This is a genomic window from Streptomyces sp. NPDC126499 (genome assembly GCF_040302485.1).
In the GTDB taxonomy this organism is placed as follows: Bacteria; Actinomycetota; Actinomycetes; order Streptomycetales; family Streptomycetaceae; genus Streptomyces.
Genome location: NZ_JBEOUO010000007.1, coordinates 122,047 through 146,885, shown reverse-complemented (window position 1 = coordinate 146,885; position 24,839 = coordinate 122,047). Strand labels below are relative to the sequence as shown.

At 73.8% G+C, this 24,839-nt stretch carries 23 protein-coding genes; 5 read left to right on the top strand and 18 right to left on the bottom strand.

Features of this window, described 5'->3' with window-relative positions:
* Nucleotides 1-4: 4 nt before the first annotated feature.
* From ABTZ91_RS12555 to ABTZ91_RS12540, 4 genes are all read right to left on the bottom strand, one after another.
* Entirely contained in the window at nt 5-3,031 is a 3,027-nt protein-coding gene (locus tag ABTZ91_RS12555) for a hypothetical protein (protein ID WP_352077116.1), read from the bottom strand.
* A 2-nt stretch (nt 3,032-3,033) separates the two neighbouring features.
* A complete protein-coding gene (locus ABTZ91_RS12550) occupies nt 3,034-4,887 on the bottom strand; it encodes an HSP90 family protein (RefSeq protein ID WP_352077115.1) in 1,854 nt (617 codons plus the stop codon).
* Between the two features lie 233 nt (nt 4,888-5,120).
* Entirely contained in the window at nt 5,121-6,107 is a 987-nt protein-coding gene (locus ABTZ91_RS12545; RefSeq protein WP_352077114.1) for a hypothetical protein, read from the bottom strand.
* A gap of 103 nt (nt 6,108-6,210) precedes the next feature.
* Complete coding sequence (locus ABTZ91_RS12540) at nt 6,211-7,149, bottom strand: LysR substrate-binding domain-containing protein (RefSeq protein ID WP_352077113.1); 939 nt, start codon at nt 7,147-7,149, stop codon at nt 6,211-6,213.
* Nucleotides 7,150-7,245: 96 nt separating this feature from the next.
* On the opposite strand from ABTZ91_RS12540, the gene ABTZ91_RS12535 reads away from it, so the two are divergent.
* A complete protein-coding gene (locus ABTZ91_RS12535) occupies nt 7,246-8,076 on the top strand; it encodes an oxidoreductase (protein WP_352077112.1) in 831 nt (276 codons plus the stop codon).
* Between the two features lie 70 nt (nt 8,077-8,146).
* Here ABTZ91_RS12535 and ABTZ91_RS12530 read toward each other — a convergent pair whose 3' ends face one another.
* The 5 genes from ABTZ91_RS12530 to ABTZ91_RS12510 all read right to left on the bottom strand — a co-directional run bounded on the left by ABTZ91_RS12530 (nt 8,147) and on the right by ABTZ91_RS12510 (nt 11,415).
* On the bottom strand, nt 8,147-8,419 hold the full coding sequence (locus tag ABTZ91_RS12530; protein ID WP_352077111.1) for a hypothetical protein: 273 nt from the start codon (nt 8,417-8,419) through the stop codon (nt 8,147-8,149).
* Entirely contained in the window at nt 8,419-8,742 is a 324-nt protein-coding gene (locus tag ABTZ91_RS12525) for a hypothetical protein (RefSeq protein ID WP_352077110.1), read from the bottom strand. Before ABTZ91_RS12525 ends, ABTZ91_RS12530 begins: the two co-directional genes overlap by 1 nt.
* A gap of 243 nt (nt 8,743-8,985) precedes the next feature.
* Entirely contained in the window at nt 8,986-9,174 is a 189-nt protein-coding gene (locus ABTZ91_RS12520) for a DUF397 domain-containing protein (protein WP_352077109.1), read from the bottom strand.
* A 13-nt stretch (nt 9,175-9,187) separates the two neighbouring features.
* Nucleotides 9,188-10,039 carry a helix-turn-helix transcriptional regulator gene (locus ABTZ91_RS12515; RefSeq protein ID WP_352077108.1) on the bottom strand — a complete coding sequence of 284 codons (852 nt, stop codon included), beginning with the start codon at nt 10,037-10,039 and terminating at the stop codon, nt 9,188-9,190.
* A 92-nt stretch (nt 10,040-10,131) separates the two neighbouring features.
* Nucleotides 10,132-11,415, bottom strand: coding sequence for an adenylosuccinate synthase (locus ABTZ91_RS12510; protein WP_352077107.1), 1,284 nt, complete (start codon nt 11,413-11,415; stop codon nt 10,132-10,134).
* A gap of 194 nt (nt 11,416-11,609) precedes the next feature.
* On the opposite strand from ABTZ91_RS12510, the gene ABTZ91_RS12505 reads away from it, so the two are divergent.
* The gene (locus ABTZ91_RS12505) at nt 11,610-12,356 is read left to right on the top strand and encodes a diacylglycerol kinase (protein WP_352077282.1); all 747 of its coding nucleotides are present in this window, start codon (nt 11,610-11,612) and stop codon (nt 12,354-12,356) included.
* Nucleotides 12,357-12,405: 49 nt separating this feature from the next.
* Nucleotides 12,406-13,482, top strand: a complete 1,077-nt coding sequence (locus ABTZ91_RS12500) for a hypothetical protein (protein WP_352077106.1) — start codon at nt 12,406-12,408, stop codon at nt 13,480-13,482.
* Here ABTZ91_RS12500 and ABTZ91_RS12495 read toward each other — a convergent pair whose 3' ends face one another.
* Nucleotides 13,483-13,965 (bottom strand): MarR family transcriptional regulator, encoded by a 483-nt coding sequence (locus tag ABTZ91_RS12495; RefSeq protein ID WP_352077281.1) that lies wholly within the window; start codon nt 13,963-13,965, stop codon nt 13,483-13,485.
* Between the two features lie 72 nt (nt 13,966-14,037).
* Between ABTZ91_RS12495 and ABTZ91_RS12490 the strand changes: the two genes are divergently transcribed.
* Together ABTZ91_RS12490 and ABTZ91_RS12485 are read left to right on the top strand one after the other, a co-directional pair.
* Nucleotides 14,038-14,934 carry an ABC transporter ATP-binding protein gene (locus tag ABTZ91_RS12490; RefSeq protein WP_352077105.1) on the top strand — a complete coding sequence of 299 codons (897 nt, stop codon included), beginning with the start codon at nt 14,038-14,040 and terminating at the stop codon, nt 14,932-14,934.
* Nucleotides 14,931-16,505, top strand: a complete 1,575-nt coding sequence (locus ABTZ91_RS12485) for an ABC transporter permease (protein ID WP_352077104.1) — start codon at nt 14,931-14,933, stop codon at nt 16,503-16,505. Before ABTZ91_RS12490 ends, ABTZ91_RS12485 begins: the two co-directional genes overlap by 4 nt.
* Nucleotides 16,506-16,578: 73 nt before the next feature.
* Here the strand turns inward: ABTZ91_RS12485 and ABTZ91_RS12480 are convergent, their stop codons facing one another.
* The 8 genes from ABTZ91_RS12480 to ABTZ91_RS12445 form a co-directional block, all read right to left on the bottom strand.
* Nucleotides 16,579-17,892 carry a cytochrome P450 gene (locus ABTZ91_RS12480; RefSeq protein WP_352077103.1) on the bottom strand — a complete coding sequence of 438 codons (1,314 nt, stop codon included), beginning with the start codon at nt 17,890-17,892 and terminating at the stop codon, nt 16,579-16,581.
* A 27-nt stretch (nt 17,893-17,919) separates the two neighbouring features.
* Entirely contained in the window at nt 17,920-18,582 is a 663-nt protein-coding gene (locus tag ABTZ91_RS12475) for a response regulator transcription factor (RefSeq protein ID WP_352077102.1), read from the bottom strand.
* On the bottom strand, nt 18,579-20,003 hold the full coding sequence (locus ABTZ91_RS12470; RefSeq protein ID WP_352077101.1) for a histidine kinase: 1,425 nt from the start codon (nt 20,001-20,003) through the stop codon (nt 18,579-18,581). Before ABTZ91_RS12470 ends, ABTZ91_RS12475 begins: the two co-directional genes overlap by 4 nt.
* Before the next feature lie 107 nt (nt 20,004-20,110).
* Nucleotides 20,111-20,980: an alpha/beta hydrolase gene (locus tag ABTZ91_RS12465; RefSeq protein ID WP_352077100.1), complete on the bottom strand. Its 870-nt coding sequence runs from the start codon at nt 20,978-20,980 to the stop codon at nt 20,111-20,113.
* A 149-nt stretch (nt 20,981-21,129) separates the two neighbouring features.
* Nucleotides 21,130-22,437 (bottom strand): kynureninase, encoded by a 1,308-nt coding sequence (kynU, locus tag ABTZ91_RS12460; protein WP_352077099.1) that lies wholly within the window; start codon nt 22,435-22,437, stop codon nt 21,130-21,132.
* Nucleotides 22,430-23,290 carry a tryptophan 2,3-dioxygenase gene (locus ABTZ91_RS12455; protein ID WP_352077098.1) on the bottom strand — a complete coding sequence of 287 codons (861 nt, stop codon included), beginning with the start codon at nt 23,288-23,290 and terminating at the stop codon, nt 22,430-22,432. Before ABTZ91_RS12455 ends, kynU begins: the two co-directional genes overlap by 8 nt.
* Before the next feature lie 108 nt (nt 23,291-23,398).
* The gene (locus tag ABTZ91_RS12450; RefSeq protein WP_352077097.1) at nt 23,399-24,208 is read right to left on the bottom strand and encodes a DUF3152 domain-containing protein; all 810 of its coding nucleotides are present in this window, start codon (nt 24,206-24,208) and stop codon (nt 23,399-23,401) included.
* A gap of 202 nt (nt 24,209-24,410) precedes the next feature.
* Nucleotides 24,411-24,824, bottom strand: a complete 414-nt coding sequence (locus tag ABTZ91_RS12445; RefSeq protein WP_345487066.1) for a DUF3151 domain-containing protein — start codon at nt 24,822-24,824, stop codon at nt 24,411-24,413.
* Nucleotides 24,825-24,839: the final 15 nt, after the last annotated feature.

Here is a 24,839-nt window from a genome sequence, read left to right as displayed (position 1 = left end):
TGTCTCACTTCTCGTCGCGCAGCCCCGCCGCCAACGAGGCCAGCGGCTCGGTCAGCTCGGTGTGGCCGAGGGCGGTCAGGCGGGAGACCGCCGTGTCGAGGCGGGCCAGGGCCGGGGCGGGGCGTTCCAGGTAGATGCCCTCCACGGCGCTCGCGAGGCGGACGCACTCGGCCCACTCGCCGGCCCGGTCCTCGTCCGGGCCGGGGTCGCCGAGCAGGCCCATGGCCTTCTCCAGGGCGGCCACGGCGTCCTCGTACGCGCCGGCGTGGGCGTTCACCCGGCCGTACTCGTAGGCCAGGGCGGTGTCCAGGGAGCGGTCGCGCGCCTCGAATCCGGCGGCGCGGGCCTCGTCGGCGACCGTGCCGGCGTCGGCGAGGAAGGTGAGGGCGCCGGAAAGGCCGTCGGCGCCCTCCTGCTGGGCCTGGAGGCGGGCGAGTTCGCGCAGGCAGCTGCTGAGCTGCTCGTAGCGCGGGGCCTTCGCGTGGGCGGCGATCGCCCGGTCCACGGCCGCGCGGGCCTGGGCGAACTCGCCGGACTCGCCGAGGACGACGGCCGTCTCCGCGGCGATCATGGCGTGGCTGCCCGGGTCGTCGTCCCAGCCGGCCGACTCGCCCGCGAGGGCGACGAGCTCCGCCGTGGCGGCCTTGAGGTCCGCGCCCGCGTGCAGCGCGCGGGCCCGGGTCAGCCGCAGCTGGGCGACGAGCCGGTCGTCCACCTCACCGGCGGCGACGTCCGGTTCGGCCAGCAGGGAGTCGAGCAGGGCGATGCAGTCCTCGACGCGGCCCATGTCCAGGCTGAGCTGCGCCGCGTTGCTGTAGGCGCAGAACGCGTCCGTACGGCTGCCCCGGCGCAGCTCCGCCTCCGCCGAGCGCGTCAGGTGCCGCAGTGCCTCCTCGGGGCGGCCCAGGTGCATGCACGCCTCGGCCAGATCACCGTGGAGGCGGCCGAGGTCGAAGGTGTCGGCGGGCCAGTCCGCGGCCAGGCGCAGACCCTCGGTCAGGTCCGTGTACGCGGTCTCGGCGTCCCGCAGGGCGAGGTGGAGCCGGCCGCGCAGCCCGAGCACATGGGGCAGGTGCCAGGCGGGGCCGTGCGTCCTCAGGCGGTCGAGCAGGGCGTCGGTCTCGGTGAGCGCGGCGGGCAGGTCGCCGGAGATGGCGTACGTGCTGGCCCGCATCCGCAGGGCGCCGGAGATCTGTCCGATGACGTCGTGCCGGGTGGCGAACGCGTGCAGGAGGTCCACCTCGGCGAGGACCGCAGCGACGTTCTCCTCGGTGACCGAGGTCTGCAGGCGCAGGGCGAGCGCGGTCACCCGCAGCCGCAGCAGACGGGCCTCCTGGTACGGGGCGAGGCCCGGGGTCTCCTCCTGGAGGCGGACGATGTCACCGTGCGCGGCGGTCAGCGCGGCGGCCTTGGCCTCGGCCCCGCCGTCCGCGCTCTCCCGCGGGCTCTCCCCGGCTGCCTCGTCCGCGCCCTCCCGCGGGCTCCCCCCGGCTGCCCCGTCCGCACCCTCCCGCGGGCTTTCCCCGGCTGCCTCGACGGCGGCGAGCAGGGCGCAGGCGCGGGCGAGCGCCGCGTGTCCCGGCAGGCCGGCGTCCTCGTACAGGCCGGCGGCCTCCTCGTAGAGGTCGGCGGACTCGGCGTGCCGGTCCCTCTCGCCGGCCCGGCCGGCCTCGTCGTCCAGCAGGTCCGCGCGCAGCCGCAGAAGCGGGCCCACGGCCGGGTCGTCGGGGTGGGCGTAGTCGCGCGCGGCGACGAGCGTCCGCAGCCGCGCCCAGCACACCTGGGCGTCCGGGTGCCCCTGCTCCTCCAGCGCCCGGGCGCGGAGGATCAGGTCGGGCAGGTCCTCGGGCGTCTCGGCGGCGGTACGGGACGGGGGCGCGGCGACCGGGGCGGCGGGGGCGACCTCGTCGAGGCCGCGGGTGCGCAGGGTGAGTTCCAGCGAGTCCAGGAGCGGGGCCTGGCCGAGGCGGGCCCGGCGGCGGTCGGTGTGGGCCGTGGTGCCGTTGCGGGCGTCGAAGCGGGCGGCGAGCTCGTCGGCGCGGCCGCGTATCTCGGCGCGCAGGCCGGCCACCGTCCAGGTGCGGCCCGCGTATCCGGCGGCGGGCAGGTCGCCGTGGCCGAGGAGCTCGACGCGCTGGAGGAGCACCTCCACGCCGGTGAGGAAGGTGAGCTGGGCCAGCGGCGAGTCGACCTCGTCGAACAGGCCGCGGTTCTCGGCGAGCAGTTCCAGGCCGCGGGCCTCGTTGCCGGTGAGCGCGCAGAACTCCAGGTGCCGGCCGACCTCCCCGGACATGGAGGGGTCGCGGCGGCAGGCGCGGTAGCCGGCGAGGTGCATCTCGCGGGCCTGGTCGGTGCGGCCGGTGCGCAGCAGGGGCAGCAGCGCGTACGAGACGGAGCGGGCGGGTTCCTCCCTGCAGGACTCCTGGCCGGCCAGGACGGGCTCCCAGGTGGCGAGGGCCCGCTCGTCGTCGCCGGCCGCGAGGTGGTGGCGGGCGCGCCGGCAGGTCTCGCAGGCCTCGCAGTCGCTCAGCCGGGTGCGGCCGCGGCCCGCCCACAGCTCGTACGGGAGCGTGGTGTCCTCGCCGACGTGGGCGGCGAGCTGGTAGGCCTGGGCGTAGTAGGGCTGGAGGCCGAGTCCGGCCTTCTCGTAGCGGTCGCGCATCTCCGTCAGCCACTGGCGCAGGCTGGCCAGGGGCACCTCGGGCAGGGCGATCAGCGCGCTCGCCACCCACTTGAACCGCCAGAACAGCTGGTGGCGCAGCCGCTCGTCGAAGGCGTCGGGCTGCTCGTCGAAGAGGGTGAGCAGGCGGGCGAAGACGACGGGCGACTTCCGGGGCTCGGAGCCGTAGGTGTAGGCGTCCTGGAGTTCGAGGAGCGCGTGGACGAGCGGGACGGTCTCCTCGAACTGCTCGGCCGCCTCGACCAGTTCCTCGGCGGTGATGGTGCGGGCGCGGCCGTAGGGGCGCTGGTCGTTCTCGTGCAGCGCCTGGTACAGCTCGTCCGTGCTCTGGGGGTGGGGTGCGGTGGGCATCGTCAGCTGTCCTTGCGGAGGGCGTGGGCGAGGAGGTCGAGGAAGGAGCGGTTGATGAGGCTGGACTCGGCGGGCCGCAGCGGGCGCCGGGACAGCAGCGCGGCCTGCCCGTAGAGGGCTTCGGCGCTGGTGCGGGCGAGCTCCGGCTCCTCGATGGCGACGGCGGTGCGGACCAGCGGGTTGAGCTGGTTGAGGATGAGCTGGGCGCGCGGGGCCTCCTGGCGCAGGGCGCCGAGGATGTCGCCCCACAGGCCGCCTTCCTGCTCGCGGGCGAGCTGGGAGCGGGTGCGTTCGTGGCGGGCCTCACGGCTGTCGATGAGGAGCGCGGGCGCGGAGGCCGGCTGGAAGGTGCGCAGCGCGACGTCGCAGTCGAAGACGGCGAGGGCGTCGCGGGCGCGGGCGAGGTAGGCCGCGGCGGCGAGTTCCGTCTCCCGGTCGACGGGGTCGAGGTGGGCGGTGAGGGTGGCCGGGTCGAGGTCGGCGACGGCGACCTCGGGCCGGACCTCGGGCAGCCGGTGGACCAGTTCGCGGTCGTAGGTGTAGCCGCCGTTGACGACGCCGAGCCCGGCGGCCGAGGCGATCGCCGCGACCTGCCGGAACTCCTCCACGCTCGACGTCACGAGCACCGTGCGGTGGGTGCGCGCGAACTCGTCGAGGGTGGTGTGCCCGTCGGTGGTCTCGAACGGCAGCCAGGGCAGCAGCATCCGCAGGATCTCGTCGTCGTGGACGGCGAGCGACTTCACGGCCAGGTGGTGGGTCTGCAGGAAGCGGCCGAGCAGGTCGGGGTCGCTGGCGGCGGCCCGGGCGATCCAGGCGCGCAGCCGCTCGGCGAGGGCGTCGCGGACGGCGGCGAGGGTGTCGTCCTCGTACAGCGACTCGCGGGACGCGGTCGGGCGCAGGCTCTCGGCGTCGACGACGCAGCGGACGAAGAACGCCCACTCGGGCAGGATCTCCTCGGCCTGCTCCGAAAGCAGCATGCCCTTGACGTGGACGCGGTGGCCGTGGCGGCGCCCGGCCGGCACCGCCTCGGGCAGCACGCACGCGATGCCCTTGAGGCCCACGGCCGGCAGGTCGAGCTCGATGGTGTCGAGGGGCGTGAAGCCGAAGACCTCCGTGCCGTACGCGGCGAGCGCCCGCGAGCGGGCTCCCGGCGTGGGGTACGTACGGGCCCAGGGCGCGGGCTCGGGGTTGACGGGGGCGCCGGGGCCGCCGGTGCCGTCGTCGAAGGTCACCGGGTGGCGCAGCAGGGACCCGAAGTGCCGGGCCAGCGCGTGCACCTGCGCGGGGCGGGTCCACTCGCCGGCGTCGACGCGCGGCGTGAGCGTGACGGTGGTGCCGGGGCGGGGGCGTGCGGAGGCGGGCAGGGTGCGGACGGTGTAGCTGCCGTCGCCACGTCCGCGCCACTCGACGGCGGGGGCGTCGGGGGTGCGGGCCGAGCGGCTGAGGACGTGGATCTCGTCCGCGACGAGGAAGCAGGACAGCAGGCCGATGCCGAACTGGCCGATGAAGTCGCCCCGCTGTTCGGCGATCCGGTCGGCCCGCTTGCTGCTGCGGCCGATGGTGGCGAGGAAGGTGTGCACGTCGGCCTCGGTGAGGCCGACGCCGTCGTCCTCGACGCGTACCACCGAGCCGTCGGCGAGCAGCCGGATGCCGAAGGCGTCGGCGGGGGCGTCCGGTTCGAGGGCGTGCCGGGCGGTCAGCGCGTCGACCGCGTTCTGGAGGAGTTCGCGCAGGTAGACGCGGGGGCTGGAGTAGAGGTGGTGGGAGAGGAGGTCGACGAGGCCGCGCAGATCCACCTGGAAGGTGCGGTCGGCGCCGGCCGGGTTCGCGGCGGTGTCGGGCGGAGGCAGAGTCATCGGGCAGTCCGGGGTTGTCAGAGGCGGTGGGTGACGGGCGGGCGCACCGGAGCGGCGTGAACGCCGGCGTCCGCGCCGTCCCGGGCGCGGCGGTGGCGTTACGGGCTCGGGCGCCGTGGCGTTACGGGCTCGGTGGCGTTACGGGCTCGGGCTCGGGCTCGGCGCCTTACGGGCACGGGCGCCGTCGCGTTACGGGCCCGGGCTCGGCGGCCGCTCAGGCTGGCGGCGACGGATCAGGCGCGGCGGTGGCGGCGGGCGAATTCCTTCTCGGGTTCCGCGAAGTAGGTCCACGGCCAGCTGGTGTAGGCACCGTCGAGGGCCTGGAACACCCGCCGGACCGTGTGCCGCTCGTCCGCGAGCGACAGGGCCATGGCGAAGATGTTGAAGTCGTTCTGCCAGCCCAGGCGCCGCACATAGGCGGGGTGCAGGATGCTGTGGTCGGCGGCCTGCCGCAGCTCGGCCTGGATCGCCGGGTCCACGAGGCAGTCGGCGTCGTCCGACTCGACCCAGTCCTCGATGTGCGCCATGGCGATCACGCAGCCGAGCGGGTGCCCCTGCGGGGCGCGGGCGAGCGCCGCACGGGCGAAGGCCATGGCCTCGCCGGGCTCGCCGCCCCAGCGGGGCTGCAACTGCGACAGCCACTCCAGGTGGGTCTCCAGGTCCAGCGGGGCACGGCGCAGGGCGGCGTCGCGCCGGGTCTCGTTGACGGCGGCGCCCAGCGACATGCCGCGGCCCGAGGTGAGGAGGCGGCGCCACGGCGTGACCCAGTCCGGCCGCAGCTCGGCGGCCTCCAGGAGCTGTTCCTCGGCGATGTGGAGCCGCTCGTGGAAGATCCGCCACTGCTCCTGCGTGACGTCGACGGCACGCGCGGAGGTGCGCGCCTCCCAGCCCCACATGATGTGACGCGCGCCGGATATCAGCAGCGCGGTCGCCCGGTGCTCCTTGTCCTCGTCGACCGCACGGCCGATCCAGTCCTCCACGCCGTCCACGTCCGCGACCACGCCGAGGACATGGTGCTCACGGCCGAGGTCGAAGGGCGCGAGGGCCTCCTTGACGGCCTCCCATTCGCCCGCGTCGGCCGCCTCCACGGCCGCCAGCACGCGCGTGTCCCCGAGGGCACGCAGGACGTACATGTCGTTCCTGCGCCTGCGCGGGACGGGGAGGGCGTACGGATCTGCCGCCGGCCCCTCCGTACCCCTGCCGAACAGCTTGCCGAACATGGCCGCGCCCTCCCCTGGTCCGCGTATGAGTCCGGTGCAGCATAGGCGGACCCACCGACACCGCCTCCACTGGGTTTTTCGCAGGTGCCCGCGGGTGCCTCACTCACCCGACCGGTGCCATGGGGGAGTGCCCGTCGGCCGCCTGGGCGCGGGCCACCCGGGCCGCCGCGCGGGCGTAGTCGCGGACCTCCGGGCGGGGGTCGTCGGCTCGCCAGGCGAGGGCGAGGCGGGAGGGCGTGACGCCGTCGACGGGGCGGGTGACGACACCGCCGCGGGTGAGGAGCGGGGCGTTGCCGGTGGCGACCAGGCAGATGCCGAGGCCGTCGACGAGGGCTTCGTAGGTCTCGTCGGCGGAGGCGATCTCGGCGCCGATACGCGCCGGCCGGCCGTCCCGCGCGTCCAGGGCCAGCCAGTGGTCGCGCAGTTCGGGGGCGGTGGCGGGCAGCGCGAGGAAGGGTTCGTCGAGGAGCTCGGCGAAGGCGATCCGGTCGCGGCCGGCCAGCGGGTGGGCCTCGGGCAGGGCGATCAGGCGCGGTTCGGTGGCGACGACGACCCAGCGGTAGCGGTCGGGGCCGACGAGCGGCAGCCAGACGAAGGCCAGATCGCTGTCACCGCCGGCGAGCCCGGCGGTCGGGTCCTCCCAGCCGAACTGACGCAGCCGGAGCCGGACGCCGGGGTGCCGTTCGGTGAAGCGGGAGCGGATCGCGGGCAGCAGTCCGCCGCGCCCGGGGCTGGTGGACATGCCGATGACGAGGGTGGCGTCCTCAGCGGCGCGGGCGGCCCGGACCGCCCCTTCCGCCTCCGCCCAGGCGGCGAGCACGGCGCGGGCGTGCGGGACCAGGGCCGTACCGACGGGGGTGAGGCGGACGCCGTGCCGGTCGCGGTCGAAGAGCGGGGCGCCGAGCTGCCGTTCCAGGGCGCGTATCTGTTTGCTGAGGCCGGGCTGCGACACGTACAGCCGCTCGGCGGCGCGGGTGAAGTGGAGTTCCTCCGCGACGGCGAGGAAGTAGCGAAGGTCCCGTCCGTGCACGTCGATGGTCATGACCATGAGCTATCACGGCGGTTCTTGGACGGACAACACCCTTGTGCACCAGGCTGGTTGACACAAAGGACGGCTGAGAACGAGGGGAACACCGACATGAGCAAGGTCTGGCTGATCACCGGCGCCAACAGCGGCTTCGGGCGCGCCTTCACCGAGGCGGCCGTCGCCGCCGGCGACGTCGTGGTCGCCGGCGCCCGCCGGGCGGGCACCCTGGACGAGCTGGTCGCCGCCCACCCCGACCAGGTCGAGGCCGTCACCCTGGACGTCACCGACCACGCCGCCGTCGAGCGGGTGGTCGGCCAGGTCGCCGAGCGCCACGGCCGCATCGACGTCCTGGTCAACAACGCGGGCCGCACCCACGTCGGTTCGGTGGAGGAGACCGGCGACGCCGAGCTCCGCTCGCTGTTCGACGTGCACGTCTTCGGCCCGGCGGCCCTGACCCGGGCCGTGCTGCCCCACATGCGGGCCCGCCGCTCCGGGGCGATCGTCCAGCTCAGCAGCGTCGGCGGGCAGATGTCGATGGCCGGCTTCGGGGCGTACAGCGCGACGAAGTTCGCCCTGGAGGGCATGTCGGAGGCGCTGGCCGCCGAGGTCGGCCCACTCGGCATCCGGGTCCTGATCGTGGAACCGGGCGCCTTCCGCACCAGCCTCTTCGGCAACCACAGCCTGAGCGAGGGCGCCATCGCCGACTACGCGGAGACCGTCGGCGCCACCCGCGCCTACGTCGAGACCGGCGGCGGCACCCAGGCCGGCGACCCGGCGAAGGCCGCCGCCGCCGTCCTGGCCGCCCTCGACGCCGACGAGCCCCCGCTGCGTCTCGCCCTCGGCGAGGACGCCATCGACACGATCCACGCCCACCTGGACCAGGTGCGGGCGGACCTGACCGCCTGGGACAAGGTGGGGCGCGACACGAAGCTCGACCAGTAGCGGAACGCGGGGGCCCGTACCCGGGCGTCCGGGTACGGGCCTCTCACGTGCCGGTGGGCGGGCTACGGCCCTACGGCCTCCATTCGCCCGTCGGCCCCAGAGCGGTCTTACGGCAGTCCGGGGTCTGGGCGCGGGGCGTGGTCACCGGCTCACCGTCGAGGGCGAAACAGAGCTGTGCGTGCAGCATCTCGGCCTCGCCGGCGGTCAGCCGAAGGGCGAGGTCCGTGTCGAACCGGCCGTCCCGCTGGAGCCAGAGCGGGATGGAGAGGCCGCCGTCGGCCTCACGGATGACGGGCTTGCCGGGGACCCGGCTGATCCGCAGTCCGGACGGAGGCGTGGCCATCAGACCGTCCCCCCGACCCCGACGAGTCGCCCGTGGATGACCCACGGTCCGACGTCGATCCCGTCCAGCGCCAGGGCGAGGGCGATACGGCGGTCCCGCTGCTCGTGAGCGACGAGGTACGGCCGTACGAGAGGCCCGCCGGGGTCGAGGACGGGGGCGTCGGCACGGGTCGCCGCGCGGGGCGGGGCGGGCACGCGGAGGGGGCCGCTACGACGCACGACCAGGCATCGGCCGGTGGCCGTGCGGGTGGCGCTCACGGGGGCGGGCGGGGCGAGCAGTCGGGCGAGTGCGCGGCCCAGGACGGACCGGATACGGTGGTTCATGCTGACGCTCCTGCTAAGCGTTGGCCATGCCCCGGGGGTGCCGTTAACACCTCCGGGGCTTTTGCATGCCCATCAACCCGTCCCGGTGAGCCGCGAGTTGAGGAGCACTGAGAGAACCGTAGACCCACATGCAGGTTCACACAACATGTTGCGTCAACCTACCGTGAGCGGCATATGCCAGAGCGTAGGCATACGCGAAAGCCCCTCACCTGCACCAGGTAAGGGGCCCGACCGAGGCGGCGGCTACACGAGATCGTCGAACTCGCCCGCCTTCGCACCTTCCAGGAAAGCGCGCAGCTTCTCCCGGGAGGTCGTCACCACCACATCCGGCTGGTCGCTCTCTCTCACCAGGATGTCGCCATTGAACGACGCGAGTTCGAGGCAGTTTCCGGTGTCCGTCGAGAACGACGCCTTACGCCACTGGATGTCCATGAGTCTCACGCTTTCATAGTTGCTGTGCCACTTCGCGGATGAAGTCCAGAGAGCGGTCCGGACTGAGAGCACGCTGCTCTATGCGATCCAGCACCGCACGGTAGTTCACGAGGTGCGTCTCCGCGTGAAGGAATGCCTGGCCCGTGGGAACGTCGATCTGGACGGTGTCGAGCGCGGGAACCGGCCCATGGGCGTAGAGGGTCGAGCTTCCGGCGTGAGCGAACCCTCCGGCGGCGAACGGCACGACCCTGAGCGTGACGTTGCCGCGCTCGGACTGCTTCAGCAGGTGGTCCAGCTGCGTGGCGAGTACGGTCCGGTGGCCGAACCACATCCGCAGTGCGGTCTCGTGGATCACGAACGTGCACTCCGGCGGCTCCGGCCGGTCCAGCACCCCGCTGCGCTTGGCCCGGAAGTCCACCAGCCGCTCCAGGCTCTCCGGCGACAGGGTCGGCACCGCCTCCTGGAAGACGGCGCGCATGTAGTCCTTGTGCTGGAGCAGCCCCGGCATGTGCGTGATCTGCACGGAACGGAGGGCGACCGCGTGGTGCTCCATCTCGGCCAGGTCGAGAAGCGCCGGGTTGAGGGAAGTCCGGTACTCGTCCCACCAGTACGTGGCGCGCTCCCTGGCCATCTCCGCAAGGGCGTCGACGTACCGGGGGTCGGGGCACGAGTAGTTGGCGGCCCACACGCGCACGCGGTCACTGCTGACACCGGACCGCGCGGACTCGGTGTTGCTGACGGTGGTCCGGTCGGTGCGGTGCAGCACGGCGGCCTCATTGATCGACAGCCCCACCTGCTCCCGCATCTTGCGCAGCTCCGCGCCCAGCCTGCGCTGCCGCTCCGTCGGCGGCTTCCTCGCAGCCATCGTCTCCCCCTTCCGTGCCCTCGGAGGAACCGTAGCGGTGCGCGGAAGCCGGTGAGGAGACCTCACCGGCTTCCGTGGCCACCGGCCACCCGTCAGAGGAACGAGTTGATCTCGATCGTCTCGGTACGGCCCGGGCCCACGCCGATCGCGGAGATCGGCGCGCCGGACATCTCCTCCAGGGCCTTCACGTACGCCTGGGCGTTCTTCGGCAGGTCGGCGAAGGTCTTCGCCTTGGTGATGTCCTCGGACCAGCCCGGCAGCATCTCGTAGATCGGCTTCGCGTGGTGGAAGTCGGTCTGCGAGTACGGCAGCTCCTCGACGCGCTTGCCGTCGATCTCGTACGCGACGCAGACCGGGATCTGCTCCCAGCCGGTCAGCACGTCGAGCTTGGTGAGGAAGAAGTCGGTGAGGCCGTTGACGCGGGTCGCGTAGCGGGCGATGACCGCGTCGAACCAGCCGCAGCGGCGGTCACGGCCGGTGGTCACACCGCGCTCGCCGCCGATGCGGCGCAGCGCCTCGCCGTCCTCGTCGAACAGCTCGGTCGGGAACGGACCGGCGCCGACGCGGGTGGTGTACGCCTTGAGGATGCCGATGACCCGGCTGATCTTCGTCGGGCCCACGCCCGCGCCGGTGCAGGCGCCGCCGGCGGTCGGGTTCGAGGAGGTGACGAAGGGGTACGTGCCGTGGTCGACGTCGAGCAGGGTGCCCTGCCCGCCCTCGAAGAGCACGACCTTGTCGTCGTCGAGCGCCTGGTTCAGGATCAGGGTGGTGTCGGCGACGTACGGCTTGATCTGCTCCGCGTACTGGAGCATCTCCTCGACGATCTGCGCGGGGTCGATCGCGCGCCGGTTGTAGAGCTTGGCGAGGAGCTGGTTCTTGCCCTCCAGCGCCGCCTCGACCTTCTGGGTGAGGATCGACTCGTCGTAGAGGTCCTGGACCCGGATGCCGACGCGGTTGATCTTGTCGGCGTAGGTCGGGCCGATGCCGCGGCCGGTGGTGCCGATCTTGCGCTTGCCGAGGAAGCGTTCCGTCACCTTGTCGAGGGTGACGTTGTACGGCGTGATCAGGTGGGCGTTGCCGCTGATCAGGAGCTTCGAGGTGTCGACGCCGCGCTCGTTGAGTCCGCTCAGCTCGGAGAGCAGGACCGCCGGGTCGACGACGACGCCGTTTCCGATCACCGGGGTGCACCCCGGGGAGAGGATTCCGGAAGGGAGCAGGTGCAGTGCGTACTTCTGGTCGCCTACGACGACCGTGTGGCCGGCGTTGTTGCCGCCCTGGTAACGCACCACGTAGTCAACGGACCCACCGAGCAGGTCGGTGGCCTTTCCCTTGCCCTCGTCACCCCACTGAGCACCGAGCAGCACAAGTGCGGGCACAGGCGTACACCCCTTCCGGGCGGGGCATGTCCAAGGTCAGGGGGCCGACGCCGCCTGACCGGTGTGCCCCGGAATAGACGAAGCCCCTGGCGCAATAGCGCAAGGGGCTCTTGCACAAAGAGACTACCCGAGGAAGGACCGAGGTGTCGGATCACGACCAGCTGCTGGTCATCATCGACCCGGTCGCCCGCCGAATGGACGGCGAGTCCGTGCGAATCGCGAAAGATGTGCTGTCCGCGGGCGCGGAGACGAAGATCTGCCTTCCGGACGGTCCCGAGGAATTCGCCCGCGCCCTGGCGCGGCGCGGCTCCCGGCGCCCCGTCGTCCTCGGTGACGACCGTGCGCTGCTGCGCACGGTGGCCCTGCTGCACCGGGAGCGGGAGGCCGTCTGCGGGGCCCTCTCGGTGGTCCCGATCGGCGCCCCCGACCGGCTGGAGACGGCCCGCGCGCTCGGCGTGCCGCCGGGCACGGTCGCCGCCGCCCGGGCGGTCCTGGACGGGGTGGTGCGCCGGCTCGACCTGCTGGTCGACGACAGCGACGGCGTCGTCCTCGACCGCCTCGACGTCCCCGCCTCCCGGGTCCTCGGCCCCACGGCGCCCACGGTCTGGAACACCTGCCGCTCCCTGGTGCGCACCCTGGTCCGCCCGGCCCCGACGGCGGTCGCCGACCGCGCGCACCGGCTGCGGGTGGAGGCGGACGGGGTGCTGCTCGTGGACGTGGACGTGCCGGTCGAGGGCATGACCGTCCGCGCCCTCGGCGGCGCCGCCGCCCTCACCCTGGTCCCGGCGGGCGCCCCACCCGTCCACGTGACCGCCCAGACCCTCACCGTCACCGGCCCGGCCTTCCGCTACCGCGCCGACACGACGGTCTCCGTCCCGGTCCGCCGCCGCACCTGGACGGTGCGGGCGGGGGTGTGGGGGCTGACGGTGCCGGGGGCCTGATCCCGGCATCCCCTACGCTGCGTCGGGGCTACGAGGGGTGGGGTTTTTCGTGGGTGGGGACGGCGGCACCGCCGCGTTCGACGTGCCGGGTGTGCCGGGGGCGCTGGGGCGCTACCGGGAGCGGGCGCGGGGCTGGGTGGTCGGCGGGGTGCTCGCCATCGCGGTGGCGGCCTGGCAGCCGGCGCACCGGTGGGGCACCGTCTGGGCGTTCGCGGTGGCGCCCGTCTTCCTCGTCCTCGGGCTTGCCGCCGGTGCCGTGGGGTTGCGTTCGCTGTCCCTCGGCCGCCGGATGGGCGAGGCCCTGCGGTCCGGTTCGTGGTCGGCGTACCCGGCCGTCCTCGTTCCTCGCGGGCCGAAGCCGGCCGGTGTGGTCCTGACGGATCCCGTCTCGGGTGAGGCCCGGCCGCTTCTCGTACGGGCGCTGCCCTGGCGCCGGCGACTCGCGCGGCCGGGCGCGGGCGGCGAGCTGTGGTGGTGCGGCGCCCCGGGCGGTGGCGGTGTGCTGACCGCGCCCGGCGGCGGCGGGCTGGTCTGGGCGGAGCCCGTACGCGAGGACGGGGCGCGGGGACTGCGGGCGGGCCGGGCGGCGGACCCGGGGCGCGAGGCCCCCTCGGGGGCCGTGCCGCCGGGTCCCGATCCCGTGGAGTCCCGGCGGAGCAGGGGGGTGTGGCGGTGGGTCGTCCTGGTGGGTGTGCTGGCCCTCGGGTTCGCCCGGCTCTGCGCGGAGTCGGCGAAGGAGGACCCGCGGGTGGAGGTCCTCGTCCTCGAACGGGGCCCCGGCGACAGCTGCACGGTGGCGTGGACGGACCCGTTCGACGGCCGCCCCAGGTCGGGGCCGTTCCGGTGCGCGCCGGCCCCGGAGCCGGGTCCGGAGCCGGGTCCGGACGTGTGGTCGCGGCCGTACGACGGACGTCAGACCGGTTACGTCGTCTCGTACGGGTTCTGGGAGGGCGAGCTGTACAACGCGGACCGGGAGGGGACGAGCGCCTTCCGTGACGCCGAGGCCCTTCGCGTCCTCGGCGCCGTCACCCTCCTGGTGGGGCTGGCCGGCGGCACGGCCGGTCTGGTGACGCGGCGGCGGTTCGCCGGGCGCGCGGCCGTCGCCCCGTCAGGGGTCTCCCGCTAGCTAGGCGGAGCCCTCCGCCTCGCCCTCCTTGCGAGCGCGCCAGCGGTCCATGATTCCGGCCATCTCGTCGTGGAGGAAGGCGAAGAACTCGGCGGTCTCGGCCGTGCGGCGGCCGGCGGGAGTGTCGGGGCCGAGGACGTCGGCGCCCTCGCGGAGGACCTTCTCCCAGCGGGTGAGGATCTGATCACGGCGGGTGAAGGTCTCGTACCAGAGCTCGTTGTGGAGCACGTACCGGTCCCGGCGGGTACCGGGTTCGCGTTCGCGGCTGACCATGCTGACCTGGGTGAGGTAGCCGATCGCACCGGAGACGGCGGCCGGGCTGATCCGCAGTCGCGCGGCGAGCTCGGCCGAGGTCAGGGAACCGGTCTCGGAGGCGAGCAGGGCCGCGAAGACGCGGCTCGCCATGCGCTGCATGCCGGCGGCGGTCATCTCGGCCGCGAAGCGCTCCACGAAACGGGAGACGGCCTCGTCGTTCGTCGTCATCTCACTCACCCCTCCGACTTTATACGCTTCCTTAACTTCACAAGTTTGTGAAACTAGCGTAGTTTCACAAACATGACGAAGGCAATCAGCATCGCCGGGCTCCACAAGACGTTCGGCCGCACACACGCGCTGGACGGCCTCGACCTCGCCGTCGAGACCGGCGAGGTCCACGGCTTCCTCGGGCCCAACGGCGCCGGGAAGTCCACCACCATCCGGATCCTCCTCGGGCTCCTGCGGGCCGACTCCGGCGCCGCGATGCTGCTCGGCCGGGACCCCTGGGCCGACGCCGTCGAGCTGCACCGGCGGCTCGCGTACGTCCCCGGCGACGTCACCCTGTGGCGCAACCTCTCCGGCGGCGAGGTCATCGACCTCTACGGGCGCCTCCGGGGAGGGCTCGCCCAGGGACGCCGCAAGGAACTGATCGAGCGCTTCGAGCTCGACCCCACCAAGAAGGGCCGGACCTACTCCAAGGGCAACCGGCAGAAGGTGGCGCTCGTCGCCGCGTTCGCCGCCGACGTCGACCTGCTGGTCCTCGACGAGCCCACCAGCGGCCTCGACCCGCTGATGGAGGAGGTCTTCCAGAACTGCGTCAACGAGGCCCGGGAACGCGGCACGACCGTCCTGCTGTCCAGCCATATCCTCAGCGAGGTCGAGACCCTCTGCGACCGCGTCAGCATCATCCGCAAGGGCCGCACGGTCGAGTCCGGCACCCTCGCCGAGCTGCGCCACCTCACCCGTACCAGCGTCACCGCCGAACTCGCCGGCCCGCCGAACGGCCTCGCCCACCTCCCGGGCGTGCACGACCTGGACGTGCAGGGCAAGCGCGTCCGGCTCCAGGTCGACACCGACAAGCTCGACGCCGTCCTCAGGTCGCTCACCGAGTCCGGCGTACGGAGCCTCGTCTCCACCCCACCCACCCTGGAGGAGCTCTTCCTCCGGCACTACGCGGAAGAGGCGGCCGCGTCATGAGTACGTCCGAGCTGACCGCCACCGGAGCCCTCACCCGGCTCGCCCTGCGCCGCGACCGGCTGATGCTGCCGGTCTGGGCCCTGGTCACCGGCGGCATGGTCGCCAGTGGCGCCGGGTCCCTGGAGGGCCTGTACGGCACCGCCGCCCAGCGCGCCGAGCTGGCCGCCTCCATGAACGCCAACAGCTCGATGCGCTCGCTCTACGGGCCGGTCCTCGACGACTCCCTCGGCGGGCTCGTCGCCTGGCGGTTCGGCACCTTCGCCGCCGTCCTCGCCGCCGTCATGAGCCTGATCATCGTGGTCCGGCACACCCGCGAGGAGGAGGAGACCGGCCGGCAGGAGATGCTGTCGGCCGCCGCCGTGGGCCGCCGGGCCCCGCTGACCGCCGCCCTCCTGACCGCCCTCACCGCCAACGCCGCCGTCGCCCTGATCGTGACGGCCGGACTCGCCGGCCAGGGCGCGGCGGGAGCGCTCGCGCTCGGCCTCGCGATCGGCGCCACCGGCATGGTCTTCGCCGGCGCGGCCGCGATCGTCGCCCAGCTCACCGAGAGCGCCCGGCTCGCCAAGGGCCTGACGGCGGGCGTCCTGGGTCTCGCCTTCGTCCTGCGGGCGGCCGGCGACGCTGCGAACGCCGCCGGGGACTCCGTCCTGACCTGGCTCTCCCCGATCGGCTGGGCCGGGCACGTCCGCGCCTTCGCCGGCGAACGCTGGTGGGTGCTCCTGCTACCCGCCGCCGCGGCGCTGGTGCAGACGGCCGTCGCGTACCGCCTGACCGCGCGCCGCGACCTCGGCATGAGCTTCCTGCAGACCCGGCCGGGCCCCGCTGACGGACGGCTCGCGACGGCGGGCGCGCTCGCCTGGCGGCTCCAGCGCGGCACGCTGTTCGGCTGGTCGGCCGGCTTCCTGCTCGGCGGACTCGTCTTCGGCGGCATGGTCGACGGCGCGGCCGACATCGTCGGCGACAACGAGCGGGCCCGGGAGATCTTCGAGCGGATGGGCGGGCAGGCCGCCCTCACCGACGCCTTCCTCGCCACCATGGTCGGACTCTTCGGCATGGTCGCCGCCCTGTTCGCGGTCGGCTCCGTGCTGCGGCTGCACGGCGAGGAGACCTCGCAGCGCGCCGAATCCCTCCTCGCGGCTCCCGTCGGCCGGCTGCGCTGGGCGGCCGGGCACCTGCTCGTCGCGTTTGCCGGACCGGCGCTGATCATGCTGCTCGCCGGGCTCGGTCTGTACGGCGGACACGGCGAGGACCTCGGCCCGGTCCTGGGTGCGGCGCTGGCCCAGCTTCCCGCGATCTGGACGCTGGCGGGCCTCGCGGTCCTGCTGTGGGGGGCCGTCCCGAAGGCCGCCGTGGCCGGCTGGGGCGTGGCGGGCGTCTGTCTGGCCCTCGGCTGGACCGGCCCGGCGCTCGGCCTGCCGCAGGCGGTCCTGAACCTCTCGCCCTTCGGCCACCTGCCCAAGCTGCCGGGCCAGGAGACGGCCTGGACCCCGCTCCTCGTCCTCACCGCCCTCGCCGCCGCCCTGGTCGCGGCGGGGCTCGCGGGGCTGCGCCGCCGGGACATGGCGAGCTGACCGTCCCACCGTAAGAAACCCCGAGGGCCCGGCCGACACGTCGGCCGGGCCCTCGGCCCTCACACCTCCACCCTCACACCTCCACCCTCAGCGCCTCGAAGCCCCGGATCACATAGCCCGGCTTCCACACCGGCTCGGCCGCGAGCCGTATCCCCGGCGCCTGGCGCAGCAATTCGCCGAAGATGGCGGTCAGTTCGAGGCGGGCGAGCGGGGCGCCGAGGCAGTAGTGGATGCCGGCGCCGAAGGAGAGGTGGGGGTTGTCGGCGCGGGTGAGGTCGAGCCGGTCGGCGGTCGGGCCGAAGCGGGCGGGGTCGCGGTTGGCGGAGCCGAAGAGCAGGGCGACCTCGGAACCGCGCGGGATGACCTGGCCGTCGATCTCGATGTCGTCGAGGACCCAGCGCTCGAACATCTGGAGCGGGGTGTCGTAGCGCAGGATTTCTTCCACAGCTGTGGACAACTTTTCGGGATTCCCGGCGTCCGGCCGGACGCCCTCCTTCAGCAGCCGCCACCAGCCGTTGACCGTGGTGTTCACGGTGGCCTCGTGGCCGGCGTTCAGGAGCAGCACACAGGTGGAGATCATCTCCTGTTCCGTCAGCTCCGCCACGCCGACCAGCGCCGAGATCAGATCGTCGCCCGGCTCCTTACGCCGCCGTGCGATCAACTCCCGTAGGTAGTCGGAGAATTCGATCGAGGCGCGGACCGCGCGGCGGGCCGTCTCCTCCGACGGGTTCAGCTCGAACATCCCGCAGATGTCCGCCGACCAGGGCCGCAGCCGCCCGCGCTCCTCCTCGTCCTCCGGGATGCCCAGCATCTCGGCGATCACCGCCACCGGCAGCGGCGCGGCCACCACCGAGAGCAGATCCCCGCCGCCCGTCGCGACCAGCTCCCCCACCAGACCGGCGGCCAGCCGCCGTACGGTCGGCGCCAGGTCTTCGACCCTCCGGGGCGTGAACGCCTTCGACACCAGCCGCCGGATCCGGGTGTGGTCGGCCGCCTCCAGATCGAGCAGCCCGTGGTCGTTGAGGGTGTGGAACGGCTCGTGGGCGGCGGGCGGCGCCTCGCGCCCGAACTCCTCGTGGGTGAAGCGGTGCGTGTACGTACGGCCAAGGCGCCGGTCCCGCAGCAGCGCCGACACGTCCTCGTAGTGCGGGATCAGCCACTGGCCGGTCGGCGCGAACCAGTGGGCGCGGCCGGTGGCCCTGAGGCGCGCGTACGCGGGATAGGGATCGGCCACGAACTCCGGGGACCAGGGGTCGAAGGGGGCGTCGTGGAGGCCGGGGGCGTCGTGCGGGCCGGGGGCGCCGTCCGGATCAGGGGCGTCGTGCGGGCCGGGGGCGTGGTGGGGGCCGGGGGCGTCGTGCGGGTCAGGGGCGTCGACAGCGTCCATGGGCGGACGCTACCCCCGCGGCCGGCGTCATCCACCGACCTGCACCAGCCGCGCCTCGTACGCGAAGACGGCCGCCTGTGTCCGGTCGCGCAGGCCCAGCTTCACCAGGATCCGGCTCACATGCGTCTTGATGGTCGACTCGGCGACGACGAGGTGGTCGGCGATCTCGGCGTTCGACAGGCCCTGCGCGATCAGCACCAGGACCTCCGTCTCGCGCTCGGTCAACTCCCCGATCTGGGCCATCGCGGGCGGGCGGGGCGCGACCGCCGCCGACCTGGCGAACTCGGTGATCAGCCGCCGGGTGACGGTCGGGGCCAGCAGCGCCTCGCCGGCCGCGACCACCCGCACCCCCTCCGCGAGCTGCCGGGCCGAGGCGTCCTTGAGCAGGAAGCCGGAGGCCCCGGCGCGCAGCGCCTGGTACACGTACTCGTCCAGGTCGAAGGTGGTGAGCACCAGTACCTTCGCGTCGGCGTCGGCGGCCACGATCTCGCGGGTGGCGTCGATGCCGTTGAGCTCGGGCATCCGGATGTCCATGAGGACCACGTCGGGGCGCAGGGCGGCGACCTGGGCGACGGCCTCGCGGCCGTTGACCGCCTCGCCGACGACCTCGATGTCCGGCATGGCGCCGAGGAGCACGGAGAAGCCCTCGCGGACCATCATCTGGTCGTCCACGATCAGGACACGGATCACGGCTGCGGCTCCTCACGCGGGTCACGGACCTCGTACCGTCCCTGATCTCGGACCTCGTCCCGGCCCTGGTCCCGGACCTCGTCCCGGCCCTGGTCCCGGGCCTCCTCGCGGGCCACGGGGACGAAGACCGTCACCTCGTAACCGCCGTCCCCGCCCGGCTCGGCCGTCATCTCGCCGCCCAGCATCGCCACCCGCTCCCGCATGCCGGTGATGCCGTGGCCCGCGCCCGGGGAGGGCTTGACCAGGCCCCGGGCCGGGCCGTTCACGATCCGCAGGCCGAGGCCGCCGAGGACGTGGCTCACCTCCACCTTCGCGGGGGCGCCGGGCGCGTGCCGCAGCACGTTCGACAGGGCCTCCTGCACGATCCGGTACGCCGAGAGCTCCACGCCCGGCGGCAGCTCCCGCACCGAACCGGTGACCGTGAGCTCGACGGCGAGCCCGGCCTCCCGGACGTTCGCGACCAGCGCGTCCAGGTCGGCGAGCGTCGGCTGCGGCGCGTCGGGCGCCTCGTAGTCCTCGGCCCGTACGACTCCGAGGATGCGGCGCAGCTCGGTCAGCGCGGCCACCGCGTTCTCGCGGATGGTGACGAAGGCCTGCTCCAGCTCGGGCGGCGGGTTCTCCACCCGGTAGGGGGCCGCCTCGGCCTGGATGGCGACGACCGACATGTGGTGGGCGACGACGTCGTGCAGCTCGCGGGCGATGGTGGTGCGCTCTTCGAGCAGGGTGCGCTTCGACCGTTCGACGGCGGTCACCGACTGCTGGACGCTGACCGCGCGGGCGGCGTCGCGGCGGACCTGCCGGATGGACACGGCCAGCAGGAAGAGCGCGGAGAAGAACATCATCTGGGGCGCGTCGTTGTCCACGCCGACGCCGAGGCCGAGGATGACACTGGAGAAGAACGCGAAACCGGCGGTGACCAGCCACATCCAGGCGGCGGTCCGGGGTCGGGTGCGCAGAGCGACGATCACGAGCACGGCCAGGTGCGCGGTGAAGGAGTTCGGCTCCCAGGGCCACTCCAGGCCGGCGGCCCCCATGTACGACAGGAACGGTGTGGCGGCGATCGAGGCCCAGAAGGCGAGGACCGGACGGACCAGCGTGAGCAGCACGGTGAGGGCCGGGACGCCCGCGTAGACGAGTCCGACGAGGCCGCGGTACTCGGCGTCGTGGGTGGTGTAGCCGACGCAGAAGACGACCAGCGCCAGGAACGCCACCACGGCGTGCGGAAGCAGCCCGGCGTGCTCGCGTATCCGGCGCGGCAGGAAGCGGGTCGGGCCCTTCTCCACGTCCATGCGCGGCAGCGGGCGGTAGGCGAGCGCGTCGTGGAAGAGGTCCGCGCGCAGACCGCCGAGCGCCTTCAGCGTCAGGCGGAGCTCGGGGCTGCGGCTCGATCCGGTGGTCTGGGTCTCGGTCACGCATGCCACCGTACGGGGGCCCGGGGGCCCGGTCGTCCGGCTGGATACGGATCCCCCCGGGTCCCCCTTGAGTACTACGGGCCCTCCCGCGGGCCCTCGCGGGCGCGCCGATCGCCTCAGAACGCCAGCTGGGCGATCTCCTCCGCGACCACCGCGCAGGCGTCGGCCGCCGGGTCGATCAGCGGGAAGTGGCCGACGTCCTCCAGGAGCGTCAGGCCGACCGTCTCGCCCGCCTTCGCCGCCGCCTCCACGTAGGCGTCCGCGACGGCGGCCGGGACGACGATGTCGTCGCGGCCCTGGACGACGGTCGTGGCGATGCCGGTGGGCAGGAGGAGGGACGGGTCGGCGAGGGCGGAGCGGGCCGCGTACTTCTCCTCCCCGCCGAGGAGTTCGGTGACCGCGCCGCCGCAGACGCCGAGCTCCACGGCCCGGTCGAAGTGGGCGATCGGCGCGAGGGCCACGACGCCCCGCAGCGCCGGCGCGGCCGGCAGGCGCCAGGGCGAGTCGGCGGGCAGGACATGGCGGGCGGCGGCCCACAGGGCGAGGTGGCCGCCGGCGGAGTGGCCGGTGAGGACGATCCGGCGCGTGTCGGCCTGCGGCAGGTGCGCGGCGGCGAGTCCGGCGACGGCGTCCAGGGCCGCCGCCACGTCGTCGAAGGTCTCGGGCCAGCGGCCCGCGACCGGGCCGGTCGCGCCCTGGCGGGGGATGTCGCCGCCGCGCCGGTACTCGACGTTCGCCACGGCGAAACCGCGCCGGGCCAGGAAGTCCACGAACGGGGTCAGATGGCGCCGGTCGTACGGCGAGCGCCAGGCACCGCCGTGCAGGGCGACGACCAGCGGCGCGGACGGGCTGCCGTCGCGGGGGGCGTAGAAGTCGACGACCTGGTCGGGGTGTGCGCCGTAGGCGGCGGAGGCGTCCGGGGCGACGGCCGGGTGCGAGAAGGCCGACGCTTCTTCGGCGGCGTCGCGCGCGGCGGGGTCCGGCATGCTGCTTCCAACCTCCTCGAACGGGGCCGACGTTGGCGAAGTCATCGGCCTGACCTGCGGGGACCGTACCAGGAGTACGGCACCCGCAGATCACGCGATCAGGAGATGATCCGACCGGGGACGGGCCCTGCCCGTCCCCGGAGCGGGCGCTACGCCGCGGGGATGTCCCGCAGCACCTCGCCGAGCACCCGCGCCGCCCGCTCCGCGTCCGCGAAGCCGACGTACAGCGGGGTGAAACCGAAGCGCAGCACGTCGGGGCGGCGCAGGTCGCCCACCACCCCGCGCCGGATCAGCTCGGCCATGACGGCGGGCGCCTCGGCGCAGCGCAGGGCGACCTGGCTGCCGCGCTCCGCGTGCGCCTCGGGGGTCACGGAGGCGACCCGGCCCTCGGGGGCGTAGGCCCGTACGCACCGAAGGAAGAAGTCGGTGAGGGCCAGGGACTTGGCCCGCACGTCCTCGATCCGGACCCCGTCCCAGACGTCGAGGGCCGCCTCCAGGGACAGCATCGACAGGATGTCGGGCGTGCCGACCCGGCCGCGCAGCGCGCCCTCGGCGGCCCGGTAGCCCGGGGTCATGCCGAACGGGTCGGCGTGCGAGTTCCAGCCGGGCAGCGGCGAGTCGAAGCGGGCCTGGTGGCGTTCGGCGACGTAGAGGTACGCGGGCGCGCCGGGGCCGCCGTTGAGGTACTTGTACGTACAGCCCACGGCCAGGTCGACGCCGTGCGCGTCCAGGCCGACCGGCAGGGCGCCGGCGCTGTGGCACAGGTCCCAGACGGCGAGCGCGCCGGCCGCGTGGAGGGCGGCGGTGACGCCGGGCAGGTCCCGGAGCCGACCGGTGCGGTAGTCGACGTGGTTGACGAGAGCCAGGGCGGTGCGCCCGCCCGCCGCGCCGGGTATCTCGGCGGGGTCGAGGGGCACGATCCGGTGACCGGTCATGCGGGCCGCGGACTCGGCGATGTACCCGTCCGTGGGAAAGGTCGTCGCGTCGACGAGGATCTCGTCGCGGTCCCCGCCCGCGAGGCGGGCGGCCGCGACGACCGCCTTGAAGACGTTGACGCTGGTCGAGTCGCCGACCACGATCTGCCCGCCGGCGGCGCCGACGAGCGGGGCGATCCGGTCGCCGATCCGCTCGGGGGCGGTCCACCAGCCGGACTCGTCCCAGGAGCGGATGCGCAGCTCGCCCCACTGGCGGGTGATGACGTCGGCCATGCGGGCGGGGACGTGGGCGGGCAGCGCGCCCAGCGAGTTGCCGTCGAGGTAGACGGTGTCGTCGTCGAGGACGAACTTCTCGCGGTGGACCGCGAGTTCGTCGGCGGCGTCGAGACGCGCGGCCTCGGACGCGTACGTGGACGAGGCCACGAGCTCGTCGGCGGCGTCGAGACGCGCGGCCTCCGTGTCGAGGCGCACGGCCTCGGCCGAGTGCTTGGCCGGCTGGGTGTCCATGGAAGTGTCAGACATGGCTGCGCGCCGTCCACAGCTCGGGGAACACGTTCTTCTGCGCCCGCTTCTCCAGCCAGGCCACGCCGGCCGAGCCGCCGGTGCCGGTCTTGGCGCCCATGGCGCGCCGGGTGGCCACCAGGTGGTCGTTGCGCCAGCGCCAGACCAGTTCGGCGACATCGCTCAACGCCTCGCCGAGGCGCACGAGTTCGGCGTTCTGGTCGGGGTCGGCGTAGATCCCGGCCCAGATCCGCTCGACCTCGGCGTTCGGCTCGTAGCGCAGCGACGGGTCGCGGTCGAGGACCTCGGCGGGCACGGGCAGACCGCGCCGGGCGAGCAGCCGCAGCGTCTCGTCGTAGAGGCTGGGCTCCTGGAGCGCCTTCTCCAGCTCGGCGTGGACGCGGGGCGCGCCGCGGTGCGGCACCAGCATGGAGGCCGACTTCTCGCCGAGCAGGAACTCCATGCGCCGGTACATCGCCGACTGGAAGCCCGAGCCCTCGCCGAGCGCGCCGCGGTAGGCGTTGAACTGGGCGGGGGTGAGCTGGGCGAGCGGCCGCCAGGAGTGGTTGAGCGCCTCCAGTTCGCGTACGGAGCGCTTGAGCGCGTCCATGGCGACGGGCAGGTCGTCGCGGCGCAGGGCGTGGCTCGCGGTCTCCCACTCGTGGACGATCACCGTGAACCACAGCTCCATGACCTGGGTGGTGACCAGGAAGACCATCTCGCCCGGGTCGTCCGAGCGCAGATGCTGGAGGTGGGTGAGGACATCCGCCTGGACGTAGTCCTCGTACGGCGTCGTGCCCGCGAAGTCGAGGTTCGGCGCGTCGGCGACCGCACCGGCTCCGGAGGCATCGGGGGAACCCTGGAAGGTCGACATTTCTGTCTCCTCGATACGTACTACCGGGTAGCGGTCCGCTCCTTCCGTGTGACGACGGAGCCCCGGTCCCCTCGGGAGGCGGGCGTCGTCGCGCGCACTCCCCCCGCATCATGACACGATCGGCCCGGTGATGTAGATCCCTTCTTCGTCATACGGATACGCGTTCGAACGGCAGCCGTGGAGCCCCTTGATCTGCTGCATCATGACGGGCGCGAGCTTTCCCGGCCCGGGGCAGCCCATGTGCTGCCGGATGCCGATCTCGTGCCCGACCTCGTGGTTGATGATCAGGTGCCGGTATTCGGAGGCCGGTCCGGCGAAGGTCGGCGAGCCGAGCAGCCAGCGCTTGAGGTTGACCACGACGCCGGAGGTGGTCTCGCAGTTCAGCTCGCCGCGGGTGTTCAGGCCGCCCGCGGCGCACAGCCGGTCGGCGGTGTCCGGGGTGGCGATCCGGATGACGAAGTCGGCGTTCTCGCTGACCAGCTGGAAGCGGCCGCGGCCGTGCGCGGCCCAGCCGCGCGGGTGCGCCAGGATCCGCTGGATCTCGTCGGCGGCCTCGCGCGCGGAGACGTCGATGCCGTCCTCGACCTGGACGCGATAGCGGCGCAGCGAGCCGCCGGTGCCGACAGCCTCGCCGGTGGCGCGGGCGGTGGTGAAGGTGCCGGCGCCGGACCGGGGCACGTCGGTCTTCTGCGGCGTGGGCTTGGGCGCCGGTGGGGGCTTCGGCTTCGGGGTGGGCGTGGGGGTCACCGGCCGCGGCGGGGCCGTGGTGGCCTTCTGGCCCGGCCCGGCGGCCGGCGGAGGCGGGGCCGGGGCGGGAGCGGCGGCGTCGGCCCGGCCGTTGTAGTGGGCGAGCGCGGCCCCGCCGCCGAGCGCGACCAGCGCGAGGGCGAGGACGGGAAGGACGAACCGCCCCTTCACACCCCCTGCGCCCCGTTTTCTCCGTTTCCGGCGACTTCCCGTCGCGGCCCGCTTCCCCAAGACAGTTCCCCCCTGCACGCGGTCCGAAGGATCGTACCGGCGCTTCGAACGCGCTCGAACAGCGCGGGGAGTGCCTGTCCGGATTGCCCCCGCCACGAAGACGGGGGCAGTCCGGTCCGGGGACGTCCGGAGCGGGCGGGTCTCAGCCCAGCGTGTCCGCCGCCGTCTGCGAGGAGTCCCGCAGGAAGGTGGTGCAGCGCTCGTACTCGTCCTTCTCGCCGATCTCGCCGGCCGCCCGGGCCAGCGCGTGCAGGGCGCGCAGGAAGCCGCGGTTCGGCTCGTGCTCCCACGGCACCGGGCCGTGGCCCTTCCAGCCGTTGCGGCGCAGGGCGTCGAGGCCCCGGTGGTAGCCGGTACGGGCGTAGGCGTACGACTCGATCACGCGGCCGCCCTCGTACGCGTCGTCGGCGAGCTGCGCCCAGGCGAGCGAGGAGGTCGGGTACTTCGCCGCGACATCGGCCGGTGCGGCGCCGCTCGCGAGCAGCTCGCGCGGCTCCGGGTCGTCGGGCAGGTGGGTGGGGGCCGGTCCCCCCAGCAGGTTCTCATGGATGGCCATGGGGCCCAGTCTGCC

Coding starts and splice junctions, on each gene's coding strand:
- ABTZ91_RS12455 (WP_352077098.1), bottom strand. CDS start 23,290: ATGTCGACCTTCCAGGGTTCCCCCGATGCCTCCGGAGCCGGTGCGGTC.
- ABTZ91_RS12445 (WP_345487066.1), bottom strand. CDS start 24,824: ATGGCCATCCATGAGAACCTGCTGGGGGGACCGGCCCCCACCCACCTG.
- ABTZ91_RS12505 (WP_352077282.1), top strand. CDS start 11,610: ATGGACGGCGAGTCCGTGCGAATCGCGAAAGATGTGCTGTCCGCGGGC.
- ABTZ91_RS12555 (WP_352077116.1), bottom strand. CDS start 3,031: ATGCCCACCGCACCCCACCCCCAGAGCACGGACGAGCTGTACCAGGCG.
- ABTZ91_RS12550 (WP_352077115.1), bottom strand. CDS start 4,887: ATGACTCTGCCTCCGCCCGACACCGCCGCGAACCCGGCCGGCGCCGAC.
- ABTZ91_RS12515 (WP_352077108.1), bottom strand. CDS start 10,039: ATGGCTGCGAGGAAGCCGCCGACGGAGCGGCAGCGCAGGCTGGGCGCG.
- ABTZ91_RS12485 (WP_352077104.1), top strand. CDS start 14,931: ATGAGTACGTCCGAGCTGACCGCCACCGGAGCCCTCACCCGGCTCGCC.
- ABTZ91_RS12530 (WP_352077111.1), bottom strand. CDS start 8,419: ATGGCCACGCCTCCGTCCGGACTGCGGATCAGCCGGGTCCCCGGCAAG.
- ABTZ91_RS12495 (WP_352077281.1), bottom strand. CDS start 13,965: ATGACGACGAACGACGAGGCCGTCTCCCGTTTCGTGGAGCGCTTCGCG.
- ABTZ91_RS12465 (WP_352077100.1), bottom strand. CDS start 20,980: ATGCCGGACCCCGCCGCGCGCGACGCCGCCGAAGAAGCGTCGGCCTTC.
- ABTZ91_RS12490 (WP_352077105.1), top strand. CDS start 14,038: ATGACGAAGGCAATCAGCATCGCCGGGCTCCACAAGACGTTCGGCCGC.
- kynU (WP_352077099.1), bottom strand. CDS start 22,437: ATGTCTGACACTTCCATGGACACCCAGCCGGCCAAGCACTCGGCCGAG.
- ABTZ91_RS12545 (WP_352077114.1), bottom strand. CDS start 6,107: ATGTTCGGCAAGCTGTTCGGCAGGGGTACGGAGGGGCCGGCGGCAGAT.
- ABTZ91_RS12480 (WP_352077103.1), bottom strand. CDS start 17,892: ATGGACGCTGTCGACGCCCCTGACCCGCACGACGCCCCCGGCCCCCAC.
- ABTZ91_RS12525 (WP_352077110.1), bottom strand. CDS start 8,742: ATGAACCACCGTATCCGGTCCGTCCTGGGCCGCGCACTCGCCCGACTG.
- ABTZ91_RS12540 (WP_352077113.1), bottom strand. CDS start 7,149: ATGACCATCGACGTGCACGGACGGGACCTTCGCTACTTCCTCGCCGTC.
- ABTZ91_RS12535 (WP_352077112.1), top strand. CDS start 7,246: ATGAGCAAGGTCTGGCTGATCACCGGCGCCAACAGCGGCTTCGGGCGC.
- ABTZ91_RS12520 (WP_352077109.1), bottom strand. CDS start 9,174: ATGGACATCCAGTGGCGTAAGGCGTCGTTCTCGACGGACACCGGAAAC.